This is a genomic window from Bordetella sputigena (assembly GCF_965137885.1).
Classification (GTDB): Bacteria; Pseudomonadota; Gammaproteobacteria; order Burkholderiales; family Burkholderiaceae_B; genus Bordetella_C; species Bordetella_C sputigena.
Genome location: NZ_CBCSCA010000002.1, coordinates 218,329 through 231,026, shown reverse-complemented (window position 1 = coordinate 231,026; position 12,698 = coordinate 218,329). Strand labels below are relative to the sequence as shown.

Here is a 12,698-nt window from a genome sequence, read left to right as displayed (position 1 = left end):
CCTTAGAACCCCTGTGCCGCCAGCTTGTCGCCGCCCACCAGCGACACCGTCGCGGTCTGCCCCGCGACCAGGCGCACGCCTTCCGGCACATGATCGATATGCAGGCGCACCGGTATGCGCTGCGCCAGCCGCACCCAGTTGAAGTTGGGATTCACGTTGGGCAGCATATTGGCCGCGCGGGTGCGGTCACGATCGGCGATGCCCATGGCAATGCTCTCGACGTGGCCGCGCAGCGCGCGCGGTTCGCCCATCAGCGCGATGGTCGCCTCGTCGCCTTCATGGATGCGCGGCAGCTTGGTCTCCTCGAAATAGCCTTCGACATAAAAGCTGGCGGAATCCACCAGCGCCATGACCGGCCGGCCCGCCGAGGCATAGGCCCCCACGCGCAGATCCAGATTGGTGACGCGTCCGTTCGTGGCGGCGACCACGCGGCTGCGTTCCAGATTCAGGCTGGCTTCATTCAAGGACACTTTGGCCTGCGCCAGCGCCGCTTCGGCCTGTTCGACGCGGGTCTGGCTCTGCTCGCGGATTTCCGCGGATACCAATTGGCCCAGTTCGCGATTGCGCCGCGCGTCGCGCGTGGCCTGCTGCAAGGCCACCGTCTGCGATCCGACGGCGGCCTTGGCCTGGTCATAGGCCAGCTGGAAGCGCGCGCGGTCGATTTCGAACAGCACGTCGCCGGCCCGCACGTCCTGGTTGTCATGCACGGGCACGGCGGTGACCAGTCCGGACACATCCGGCGCCACCTGGACGACATAGGCCTTGACACGACCGTCGCGCGTCCAGGGATCCAGCTCGTAATGCGTCCACAGATGGCGGCCGGCGATCACGGCGGCGACGACCAGCAAGGCGGTAACGGCGAATCGCACCCATGCAATGGGACCAGGCAGGGAAGGGACCTTCATGACAATCTCAAAAAACGTACGGTGAAATCCGGACCACGCCGTACAGCAGCACGACGTACAGCGCCAGATCGAACAAGGCGGGATGCCAGACCAGCCGATAGATGCCTGTCAGCGCCAGCAGGCGCCGCACGAACCAGGAGACGCCCAGCGTCACGACCGCCAGTACCAGCATCCACGGCATATAGATGCCATACAGACTGACTTCGCCGATCATGACGGGGCTCCCGGTTGGACCCGCGGCGCGGCGGTGTCCGTCGCGAAGGCGGGCGCATAGTCGGAAGCTTGCGGAAACAGCCCGCGCCGCAGGCCGACCAGCGCGACGATGGCGCGCTCGCGGGCCGACCCCGCCGGCGCGGCGTTGACGCGCGCCAGGGCTTGATCCAGCCGCGACAGAAAGGTATCGGGCATGGCGTTGCGCCCGCGGATGCGACCGCGGAACCAATCCGCCAGGCAGGACAGCACCGGCCGGATCGCCGCATCCGCCACGGGCAGTTCGCGCCGTGCGCGTTGCAGTTCGGCGATTTCATTGCCGACGCGCAGATCGAGCAAAGTGTCTTCTTCCACAGGCGCATCGTTGTTGCCGCGCACGGCCAGGCGGGTATACAGCAGGCCGATACGGTCCAGCATCCGCACGGTGTAGCTGTTGCCGGCCGGCGGCCGGTCGGCCGCCGCCATGGTCGCGAGTTCGCGCCAGTTGGCCGTCTGGATGCGGCGGGCGCTGTATTCGCCGCTGATCCGGCGCAGCAGCGCGGCCACCACCGCGGCGGCCCCCACGCCGATGATCTGCGCGATCATCGTGTCCATGAAGGACACCAGATCGGCGGTGTTGGTGTCGTGCAGCGCCAGCGTGCCGGAAAATCCGAAGAACACCGCCATCGCCTTGCCGGCGTGCGCCGGGCGTGCGATGTAGACGCCGCACACGAAGCACACCGGAAACATCGCCAGCGCCACCATCTCGAAGGAATGGATCGACGGCAGCACCACCAGCAGATACACCGCGGATATCGGGATGGAGACGAGGGTGTAGGTCAGGAACTGGCGGATGCCGGGCACCGGATCGTCCTGGGTGGCGAAGAAGCAGCTGAATATCGCCGCCATCATGGCCGCCGTGGCGCCGTTGGTCCAGGCCGCGCCGATCCAGAACGCGCACACCGCGCTGATGGCCACCGCCGCGGATACCGAAGACAACAGGGCGATGCCGTGATCGTGATGCAAGGCGCGATTCGACGTCGCCGCGTAACGCGACAGGCGCGCGGGCGCGCCCGACAGCCCCGCCTGGATGTCGCGCCGCAGGGCGAAACCGCGTTCGCAATGGCCGACCAGCTCGCGCAGCCGCGCCGACAGGCTGACCAGCAGCAGATCGTGCCAGTCCGCGCCGGCGTCGATGTCCGGCATCAGCCCGCCCGCGCGCTCGCGCAGCGTCGCGGCCCGCGCGGGATCGCCGCTCGGCCCGGCCTCGATCCACGCCGAGATGTCATCCAGCAGTGCGGGCAGTTCCGCCGGCAGCGGCCGTCCCGATGCGCGCAGCGCACGCAGCCGGTCTTCCAGCGACGATACGGTGGTCGTCAGGGCCGCCATGCGGTCCTGCATGGCGGTCACCGAGCCCGCCGTCCAGCGGATATTGCCGGTGTCATAGGGCACGTGGGTGGACAGCAGGCGCAGCTGGGTAATGTCGTTGGCCAGGGCGCGGCGATCCTTGGCGCTTTGCGTGGCCGTGTCGCCGCGCAGCGCATCCTGCACCCAAAGCCGGGCGTCGCGCAGCGCCTGGTCGAGCTTGCCGACCACCGCGCCGCCGATGCCGCGCGGCAGGATGAGTACATGGGCCAGCATCGCGCACAGGATGCCGGCGGTGATTTCTTCCACCCGCGCCAGGCCGGTATCGAATACCGTTTCCGGCGCCGTCACGCTGGGCAGCCCTATCATCGCGGCGGTATAACCGGCCAGCATGAACAGATAGGAGCGCGGCGTACGGTCCAGCACCGCCAGGTACAGGCATACGCCCACCCACAAGGACAGCGCCAGCACCATCAGCACCGGGTAATTCGCCAGCCTGGGCACCAGATACACCACGGCCGCGCAGCCGAAGAAGGTGCCGCCCAGCCGGAACAACGCCTTGGACCGGACCGCGCCGGCCCAGGGCTGCGACACGATATAGGCCGTCGTCACCGCCCAGAACGGGCGCGGCAGGTCGATCAGCATGGACAGGTAAAGCGCCGCCATCGCGCCGATATAGGCCTTGATGGAAAACAGCGTTTCTTCCGCCGTCGGCAGTTTCATTGCGCGCGCTCCTGCCGGGCCGCGCTGACCGGAATGGGTTCGATATGCACCAGCGATGTCTTGATGCTTTCGAAGACGCGGATGCAGGCTTCGGCATCGGCCGCATCCACGCCGCGGAAGACCTGGCGGCGCAGATGCACCAGCATCTCTTCCACGCGCGCGCGCAGGACATGCCCCGCCTGTGTCATATGCAGCGTCTTGGCGCGGCGGTCCAGCGGGTCTTCACGCCGTTCCACCAAACCGGCGGCTTCCAGCTGGTCCACCACGCGCACCACCGACGGACCTTCCACGCCCATGGCTTCGGCCAGCACACCCTGGCGCACGCCGTCGCCCAGCCGCCCGAGCCAGATGACGGGCCAGGCGGTGGCCTGCGACAGGCCGTAGTCGGCCAGCGCCTTGTCGGCCGCGGCGCGATAGGCGCGATGTATGACGAGCAAGTGAGTGGTCAGGACCGCGAGGCGGGCGTCGGGGGGCTTTTTCATGCAAAAGATTCTAAGCTAATTATTAGCTTCCTATCGAATTGCACGCGTGGAAAACACTTTCCCGTTGGCGGGGTTTTTCCCAGCAGGGATCTATGGAAATCGCCTGGCATGAGCAGCCCACATGAGCAGAACCCGGCATGCACGGCCAGGCGCCAGGAAGGCAGGCGGCCGCATGCGGTCCGGCTGAACCGCATGCGGCGTGCCCCGTGCCGGGGAGCTGGGCTTAGTCGGCCACCAGCAGCGCGACCGGAAAATCGGCCAGGGCTTCGGCCAGGGGCAGGATGCTATCGGCCCCGACGCGGCGTTCGCGGCCGCTGAGCGCGTCGCGCAGCACCGCCCCCGCGTAGCGGTGCGGCAGCACGACGGCCGTCGTGTCCCAGAAATCGCCGTCGATACGCGGCAGCGCCGTGGACGGCGCGGACGGATCGTCGCCCGCTTCGAGCCGCAGGCCCTGGCTGCACAGACGCGGAGCCAACACGAACACGCAGCGATCCTCCAGGCAGCGCAGGAAAGCCAGGATATTCGCGCCGCGCGAGCCCAGGATGGGCAGCGGGACGTAGTTCCCGTGCTCGAAGATATCCGCATAATCGCGCCGCGCCCGCAGCGCGCCGCGGACGATGGCCTGCTTCAAGCGGCCGTCGCGCCAGTTCGTCAGCAGCGCATCCGGATCATGCGCGTCGCCGGCATCCAGCGCCGCCATGCGGGCCGCATAATCCACCGGCGTGCGGTTGTCCGGATCGACCAGGCTGAAGTCCCAGAATTCCGTGCCTTGGTACAGATCCGGCACGCCGGGCACCGTCATGCGCAGCAGCGTCTGCGACAGGCTGTTGACGATGCCGGCGGGGGCGATGTGGTTGGCGAAGGCGGCGATTTCGCGCGCCGGCGAGTCGGCCTCGGTGGCGGGCTGCAGCAGCTTGCGCAGCACGTCTTCGCAAGCGGCTTCGTAGGTGGCATCCGGCACCACCCAACTGGTGCGCAGCTTGGCCTCGCGCAGGGCCTTCTGCTGCCAGGCCGAGACGCGGTCGCCGAAGGCCTGCAGTCCCTTTTCATCGTCTGGCGCCAGCGTTAGCGGCCAGGCGGCGACCAGGGTCTGCAGCAGCATGTAGACGTCCCCGGGGTGCGGCGACAACGTGCCCGCGCCGCTATAGGTCGCGGGCACGTGGCGGTTCATCCAGTCGAGGACGGTATCGGCCCATTGCGCCGACACTTCGCTCAGCGCGGTCAGGCGCGAGCGCGTGTCCTCGCCGCGCTTGTGGTCGTGCGTGGCGGTGGCGACCATGGCATGCGGAAAATGCCGGCCGCGCGAGGAGCAGCGGCGGTGGAACACTTCCGGGGCCATGCAGAACAGTCCGGGGTCGGCGCCCACCTCGTTACGCGACAACAGCCGGCCGTAGCGGTAGAAAGCGGTGTCCTCCAGCGACTTGGCGGTCAACGGCGGCGTCAATTGCTGGAAGCGGCGGATGGCTTCGCGGCGCGCCAGGCATTCCTCGGGCGGGAAGTCGGCCGGGGCTTCGCCGCCCAGCCAGCCCGACATCAGTTCCAGCAGCGGCCCATCGTCGCCGTCGCGGTCCAGGCGTATGCGGGCATGGGCCTGGGTGGCGGCGTGTTCGAAGCGCACGCGATCCATATGGTGCCAGCCGCGCTCGTCGGCGTAGATGCGGTACACCGGGAACACCGCCAGCAGCTCCCACAGCACACGCAGGATGGCGGATTCGCCCCAGTCGCGCGTGCGCAGGTCCAGCCGCGCCACGCGGTGCAGCGCGCGCGCCGCCGCCAGGCGTTCCGCCGGAAAATGGCGCAGCATTATCAGGTCGCGCGCCTCGTTGGCGACGGCGGCGAAGGGCCGGGGATCGCCGGAGACGCTTTCCCACAATTCGGTCAGCGTTTGTTCCCCCGTCGGATCGTGCAGCACCGCGCCGACCTGGCTCATGAAGTCGTAGCCGGTGGTGCCGTTCACCTTCCAGCGATCGTCCAGGGTTTCGTCGTCGGCCAGGATTTTCTCGATGACCAGATACGGGTCGGGGTCGCGCAGCTGCGCGGGACGGCGCCCTACGCGCTCCTCCAGCGCGGCGCGCAGGCGCGCGCAATACGCGATGGGATCGCTCAGGCCGTCGACGTGGTCCACGCGCACGCCGTCGATCAGGCCTTCCTCATAGAAGCCTAGGATCATGGCGTGCACGGCGTCGAAGACCTCCGGCTGGTCCACCCGCACGCCGATCAGGTCGCTGATCTCGAAGAAACGGCGCCAGTTGATCTCTTCCGGCGCCGCGCGCCACCAGGCCAGCCGGTAATGCTGAAGCTCCAGCAGCGCGTGCAGCCGTTCGCGTCCGGCCTCGGTGGCCGTGTCGAAGTCCCTCAGCGCGCCGGCATCGCGCGGCCCGTGGCTGCGCAGGCTTGCCGGATCGAGCGGATAGGGTGTGCCATGGACCTCCAGGTAGTAGCGGTTCGTCCCCGCATCATGGCGCAACGCGATGTCGCCGGCGGCCAGCGCCTCGCCATAGGGCTTGCCCAGGAAAGGCGCCAGTACCTTGTCATGCAGATCCTTGTCGGTGCTGTCCCAGGTAATGTCGAACCATTGCGCATGCGGACTGCCGCGGCCCAGTTCCAGCACGCTGCGCCACCACGGGTTGTCCGTGCTGGTCGCCATGTGGTTGGGCACGATGTCGACGATCAGTCCCAGTCCGGCCTCGCGCGCCGCGGCGGCCAGTTCGCGAAAAGCCTGTTCGCCGCCCAGCTCCGGATTGACCTGGGTATGGTCGACGACGTCATAGCCGTGCGTGGATTCCGGACGCGCGCGGGTAATCGGCGAAAGATAGAGATGGCTGACGCCCAGGCGGGCGAAGTAGGGCACGTGGCTGCGCGCATCGGCCAGGGTGTAGCCCTTGTGCAGTTGCAGCCTTATGGTTGCGCGGGGGGTTGCGCGGGGCGCGGTCATCGCTTGCTCCGGGTATCGGCGACGGCGTCGGCGCGGCGGCGCACGGCCTCGCTTTCGAACAGTCGGGCGGCGTCGGCGCCCAGGCGACGGCGCCAGTTGGGATGTTGGTCTATGGTGCCCGGCAGATTGGGCTGCTCGTTCAGGCCCAGCAGATCTTCCGTGGGGACCACCATCAGGGGCGAAGGCGTATGCGAGACGAAGCGCAGGACGTCCTCGATGGGCGCTTCCTGCGGGGGCTCGTGGGGGGCCTCGGCCGGCGCGCAGCCGGCCTGCCGCACCGCATGCCATAGCGCGCCGCGATCGCGGGCGCGTTGCTGGTGCAGGCCGTCTTCGGTTTCATCGTCGCCCAACAATTGCAGGCGCGCGCGCCAGCCGATGTCCGTGCCGGTCCACCAGCCGGCCACGGTGGGCAGGTCGTGCGTGGTGCTCAACGCGATCGACGATGCGGACCACGCGGCCGGCGGCATGAACGGCGTGGGATCGCTCCAGCCGTCGCGCTGGAACCAGAGCACGTTCATGCCCAGCATGCCGGCGCGCTCGATGCGGTCGTTGAAGCCTTCCGGCACGGTGCCCAGGTTCTCGCCGACGACGATGGCGCGATGGCGCCAGGCTTCCAGGGCCACCAGGCGCAGCATATCGTCCAGCGGATAGCGCAGGTAGGCGCCATCCTTGGGCGAGGCGTCGCGCGGCACCAGCCACATGCGCGCCAGGCCCAGCACGTGGTCGACGCGCACGCCGCCGGTGTAGGCCAGCGATGCACGCAGCATTTCGCGAAAGGCGGCATAGCCGTTCAGGCGCATCGACCGAGGCGAAAACGCGGTCAGTCCCCAGCTCTGGCCCAGGGGGTTGTAGACGTCCGGCGGCGCGCCGGGCGACAGATCGGACAGGATGTCGGCCTGGCGGCTCCAGGCATGGCTGCCGCTCGGATCGGTGCCTACCGCCAGGTCGCTGATCAGCCCTATGCCCATGCCGGCATCCAGCGCGGCGCGCTGGGCCCGCTGCAGGCCGCGCGCGGCCTGCCATTGCAGGAACACGTGGTAGGCGACCTCCTTGTCGTGCCCATGGGCCCATGCCTTGACGCCGCGGCCCGCCGGGTCGCGCAGGTCGGCGGGCCAATGGCGCCAGTCCGTGGCATCGCCCAGCGGCGGCAGGTGGCGCGCATGCAGGGCTTCGAAGCGCGCGTGGCTTTCCAGCGGTTCGCCGCCCGCGGCGCGGAAAGCCTCGAAATCCGCGTGCAGCGCGGCCGTGCCGTCGGTACGGAATTCTTCGTAGAGCTTGCGCATCAGCTTCATGCGCAGGCGCGCCACCGCGGGCCAATCGACCAGGGGCAGGTCGTCCAGGCGCATGATTTCCTCGCCCAGGTTCAGGGCGTTCAGCGCGGCCCCGACGGCCGCCTCGCCCAGCAACTGGCAGGGGTCGGCATACAGGCTGTTCAGGAACAGCCGGCTGGATGGCGCGTAGGGGCTGTAGCGGCTGGGATCGGCGGCGAACATGGCGTGCACGGGGCTGATCGCGACGGCCTCGGCACCGCGTCCCGCCGCGGCCTCCGCCAGCCGCGCCAGCGCGGTGAAGTCGCCGATGCCGGCGGCGCGGGCCGCCTTGCCTTCGTGCGCGCGCCGCAGGCTGTACAACTGGACCGCCACGCCCCAGGCGCGCGGCGTCGCCGTTTCCAGCACATCGCCCACGCTGGGGCAGCGTTGCGGCGCGACCGCCAGGGTCCATTCACGGCCGTCGCCGCGCAGGCGGTAATAGCCGGGCGTGTCCAGCGCCGGCAAGTGGGCGTCGCCGCCCTCCATGCCGTGGGCGTTCAGGGAATGCGTCTCGCCGGTCTCGTCGACCAGTTCGAAGCGCATGTCACGCACGCCATGCAGGACGATGGGCGTGCCGGCATCGACGATCCTGAAGCCGTCGTGCTCGCCGCCTTCCTCCGCGAGCCTGCCTATGCTGTCCTTGATCTGTTCGAGGCTGCCGGCGGGCAGCTCCAGCGCATGGAGCAGGGTGCGGACCACCTCTTCGCGCACGCGCTGCGGCCGCCCGCGGGCGTCTTTCCAGTCCACGGCGATGCCGGCCCGGTCGGCCAGCATCGCCAAAGCCTGTGCTTCGTCATCCGGTATGGCTGGGGCATTCATGCCAATTCCTTCAACAAGGCGACCGTGACGCCATGCTGCAGCAGGCCATCGCGCAGCGCGCGGCCGGCGCCGGTCTCGCTTTCGAACAGCAGGGTTTCATCGGAACGGTCTTCCTGCAGCCAGTCCGGCCGCACGTCCACCGAGCCCAGGTTGATGTAGATCGACAATACCGCGCCATCGCCCAGCAGCCATTGCGCCACCACCGCGCGCAGGCCCAGGACGTGGGCGCCCAGCGAATGCGCGCCGTCCAGGCGCGGCACGATGACGCGCTGGCGCAGTTGCAGCAGCGCCTGGTAGTAGTCCTGCCACTCTGGATCGGGCGGCGCCTGGAAAGGATCGGAACGCTTGTAGGTCGCCTCGTCGTTCGGATCCGGGATGCGGTCGCGCGTCTCGGGATGGGCGAAGGCGCGGAATTTCTCGAATTCCTTGCGGCGGCCGTCGCGCACCGCCTGTGCCAGCTTGGCGTCGGTATGGCTGGTGAAGTACAGGAAAGGCGCGGTCGATCCGCGTTCTTCGCCCATGAAGATCAGCGGGATCTGCGGCGCCAGCAGCAGCAGCGCCACCGCCGCGCGCACCGGCCGCGTATCGTGGCGCGCCAGGGCCAGCAGGCGTTCGCCCATGGCGCGATTGCCGATCTGGTCGTGGTTCTGCAGGAACAGCACGAAGGACGTCGGCGGCAGATGGGCGCTGGGTTCGCCGCGCGGCACGCCGCCGCGGTGCTCCGAGGCCTCGCCCTGGTAGATAAAGCCGTCGCTGAGCGCGCGCGTCAGGCGTTGCGCGGGATGCATGGCGTAGTCGCTGTAATAGCCCTCGCTTTCGCCCGTCAGCAGCTGATGCAGCACATGGTGGCCATCGTCGTTCCACTGCGCCTGGTAGCCGTTTTCCAGCGGGTGGACCTGGTTGTCGTCGTTCTCCAGCACCAGGTGCACAAGACGGTCCGCCGGCAGATGCGTGCGCACGAAGCCGGCCATTTCTTCCAGCCAGCCCACGTCCTTGATGGCATGGACGGCGTCCAGCCGCAGGCCGTCGAAGCGGAACTCGGTCAGCCAGTACAGCGCGTTTTCGGCGAAGAACTGCCGCACCGCGCGGCGGCGGAAATCGATCGCCACGCCCCAGGGCGTATGCACATCGTCACGGAAGAAATCGCTGGCATAGGCCGACAGGTAGTTGCCGTCCGGACCGAAGTGGTTGTAGACCACGTCCAGGAACACCATCATGCCCAGCCCGTGCGCCGTATCGATCATGCGCTTGAGCTCGTCCGGCGTGCCATAGGCGCGGTCGGGCGCATAGGGCAGCACGCCGTCGTAGCCCCAGTTGCGCGGCCCGGGAAAGTCGGCGATGGGCATGAGCTCGACCGCCGTGATGCCCAGCGCGGCCAGCTCGGGCAGCTTGGCCTCGATACCGGCATAGCCGCCGGCCAGGCCGGCGTGCAGTTCGTAGAGCACCGTCTCGCGCCATGGCCGGCCGCGCCATCCGGTGTTGGTCCAGGCATAGGAGTCGGGGGCGGTGACCACGCTGTCGTCATGCACGTCGCCGGCCTGCAGGCGCGAAGCCGGGTCGGGAACGCTCAATTCCGGGCCGACGCGATAGCGGTAGCGCGTGCCGGGCGGGCAGGGCGTCTGGATCTCGTAAAAGCCGTCGCCGACGTCGGTCATCGGCAGCGGCTCGCGGTCGGCGATTTCCAGCTTGACGCCTTGCTCGGCATTGGGCGCCCACAGGCGGAACCGGGTGAGTCCGTTGGCCAGATGCCAGGCGCCAAAGCATGGCAGTAGACCTGGGTTGCCGGTGGATGAGCTCGCATCCTGGCGCGCCGCGGCGCCGTCGTGTCGGTCCGTCCGGGCGGATGTGTTGGTGCTAGTCATGCGTGCTCCCTGCTGCGGGGGTACCCGCTTAATAGTGCGATACCGTGCGCGTGCACGGTCACGTGGTGGCCGTGTACGTTGTGTTCAGGTACGTCCGGCCGCGTGGAGTCGGCCAGCATGCGCCAGGTCATGTCGTGGGGCAGCGCGAACGAGGCGTCGACGTCGCTGCCGTTCATCAAGGTCAAGGTGACGTCGAAGCCGTCGCGCGTGCCGATGGCCCTGCGCAAGCCCAGGACCCGGCCTTCGGGATCGTGCCAGGCCTGCTGCGTCATCGGTTGGCCGTTCACGTCGAACCACGTCACCCCGGCCATGCCCGGCGCGGCTTCCTGATGTGCATTCATATAGCGCGTGCTGCGCAGGCTGGGATGTTCCCGGCGGCAGGCGGCGATGCGGGCGACGAAGGCGATCAGGTCCCGGCCTTCCTGGGTGCCGGCCAGGTCCCAGTCCAGCCAGGACACCGCGTTGTCCTGGCAGTAGGCGTTGTTGTTGCCGTCCTGGCTGTTGCCGAACTCGTCGCCGGCCAGGAGCATGGGCGTGCCGTAGGAAAGCAATACCGTGGCCAGCAAGGCGCGCTGCAGGCGCCGCCGCACATGCTGGATCTGCGGATCGTCCGTCGGTCCTTCGGCGCCCCAGTTGCGGCTGCAGTTTTCGTTGTGGCCGTCGCGGCCGTCTTCCAGATTGGCTTCGTTGTGCTTCTCGTTGTAGCTGACCACGTCGCGCACCGTAAACCCGTCATGCGCGGCCACGAAATTCACCGAGGCCCATGGGCGCCGGTGGCGGCGGTCGAACAGGTCGCTGGAGCCGGCCATGCGTTCGGCCAGATCGCCCCGCTGGCCCGAATCGCCGCGCCAGAAGCGGCGCACCGTATCGCGGAACTTGTCGTTCCATTCGGCGAAGCCGGGCGGATGCTGGCCCAGCTGGTAGCCGTCCGGGCCGATGTCCCACGGTTCGGATATCAGTTTCAGGCGCGACAGCACGGGATCCTGCAGTATCGCGTCGAAGAACCCGGACCCCGGGTCGAAACCGGTGCCTTCGCGGCCCAGCGTCACCCCCAGGTCGAAGCGGAAGCCGTCGACCCGATAGGACGTCGCCCAGTGCCGCAGCGAATCCAGTACCATCTGCAGCACGCGCGGATGCGACAGGTTGACCGTGTTGCCGCAGCCGGTGTCGTTGATGTAGTAGCGCTCGTCGCCCGGAATCAGGCGGTAGTAGCTGGCGTTGTCCAGGCCGCGCCAGGACAACGTGGGCCCGAGTTCGTTGCCCTCGCAGGTGTGGTTGTAGACCACGTCCAGGATGACCTCGATGCCGGCCGCCTGCAGGCGCCGGATGGCCATGCGCAGCTCGTTGGGATCGTCCTGCGGCAGATAGGCGGGTTCAGGCGCGAAGTACGACAGCGTGCTGTAGCCCCAATAGTTGTTCAGCCCTTTTTCCACCAGGAATTTATCCTGCAGGAAGGCATGCACCGGCAGCAGTTCGATGGCCGTCGCGCCGATCTTGTGCAGATGGTCGATGAAGCGCGGCGCCGACAGCGCGCTGACCGTGCCGCGCAGATGCGGCCAGACATCGTCGCGCCGCATCGACACGCCGCGCACGTGGGCTTCGTAGATGACGGTGTTTTCCCAGGACGTGCGCGGCGGACGCGTCTCGCCCCAGTTGAAACCGTCGTCCGTCACCACCCCCTTGGGCATGGCCGGCGCGCTGTCGCGCCGGTCCGGCGTCAGGTCGGCGCGGGCGTGGCCGGCGCGATAGCCGAACAGGGCGTCGGTCCAGCGCAGCGGGCCGATCAGCTGCCGCGCATAAGGATCCAGCAGCAGCTTGTGGGGATTGAAGCGATGCCCCTGCTTGGGATCGTAAGGCCCGTAGGCGCGGTAGCCGTACACCAGCCCCGGCGCGGCGTCCGGCAGATAGCCGTGCCACACCTCGTCAGTGCATTCCGGCAGCGGCATCCGGCGGATTTCCTTGCGGCCGCGGGCGTCGAAAATGCACAGGTCGATACGCGTCGCATTGGCCGAGAAAACGGCGAAGTTCACACCCAGCCCATCGCTGGTGGCGCCCAGAGGGTAGGGCAGGCCAGGCGAAAGCCGGTCGGGTAGCGGACCAGGCATGGG

The 12,698-nt window shown here is 68.4% G+C and carries 8 protein-coding genes; all 8 read right to left on the bottom strand.

Annotation, left to right across the window (positions count from 1 at the left end; translation table 11 throughout):
* Nucleotides 1-2 precede the first annotated feature (2 nt).
* The 8 genes from ACNA0R_RS04170 to glgX all read right to left on the bottom strand — a co-directional run bounded on the left by ACNA0R_RS04170 (nucleotide 3) and on the right by glgX (nucleotide 12,695).
* Nucleotides 3-905 (bottom strand): efflux RND transporter periplasmic adaptor subunit, encoded by a 903-nt coding sequence (locus ACNA0R_RS04170; protein ID WP_415824662.1) that lies wholly within the window; start codon nucleotides 903-905, stop codon nucleotides 3-5.
* 7 nt (nucleotides 906-912) lie between these two features.
* Nucleotides 913-1,119, bottom strand: a complete 207-nt coding sequence (locus ACNA0R_RS04165) for a DUF1656 domain-containing protein (protein ID WP_415824660.1) — start codon at nucleotides 1,117-1,119, stop codon at nucleotides 913-915.
* Nucleotides 1,116-3,182, bottom strand: coding sequence for an FUSC family protein (locus ACNA0R_RS04160; protein WP_415824659.1), 2,067 nt, complete (start codon nucleotides 3,180-3,182; stop codon nucleotides 1,116-1,118). The genes ACNA0R_RS04165 and ACNA0R_RS04160 overlap by 4 nt, the downstream gene beginning before the upstream one ends.
* Nucleotides 3,179-3,664: a MarR family winged helix-turn-helix transcriptional regulator gene (locus tag ACNA0R_RS04155; protein WP_415824658.1), complete on the bottom strand. Its 486-nt coding sequence runs from the start codon at nucleotides 3,662-3,664 to the stop codon at nucleotides 3,179-3,181. Before ACNA0R_RS04155 ends, ACNA0R_RS04160 begins: the two co-directional genes overlap by 4 nt.
* Before the next feature lie 223 nt (nucleotides 3,665-3,887).
* Entirely contained in the window at nucleotides 3,888-6,599 is a 2,712-nt protein-coding gene (gene treY / locus ACNA0R_RS04150) for a malto-oligosyltrehalose synthase (protein WP_415824657.1), read from the bottom strand.
* On the bottom strand, nucleotides 6,596-8,728 hold the full coding sequence (gene malQ, locus ACNA0R_RS04145; protein WP_415824656.1) for a 4-alpha-glucanotransferase: 2,133 nt from the start codon (nucleotides 8,726-8,728) through the stop codon (nucleotides 6,596-6,598). The genes treY and malQ overlap by 4 nt, the downstream gene beginning before the upstream one ends.
* The gene (gene treZ / locus ACNA0R_RS04140; protein WP_415824655.1) at nucleotides 8,725-10,590 is read right to left on the bottom strand and encodes a malto-oligosyltrehalose trehalohydrolase; all 1,866 of its coding nucleotides are present in this window, start codon (nucleotides 10,588-10,590) and stop codon (nucleotides 8,725-8,727) included. Before treZ ends, malQ begins: the two co-directional genes overlap by 4 nt.
* Nucleotides 10,587-12,695, bottom strand: a complete 2,109-nt coding sequence (gene glgX / locus ACNA0R_RS04135) for a glycogen debranching protein GlgX (protein WP_415824654.1) — start codon at nucleotides 12,693-12,695, stop codon at nucleotides 10,587-10,589. The genes treZ and glgX overlap by 4 nt, the downstream gene beginning before the upstream one ends.
* Nucleotides 12,696-12,698: the final 3 nt, after the last annotated feature.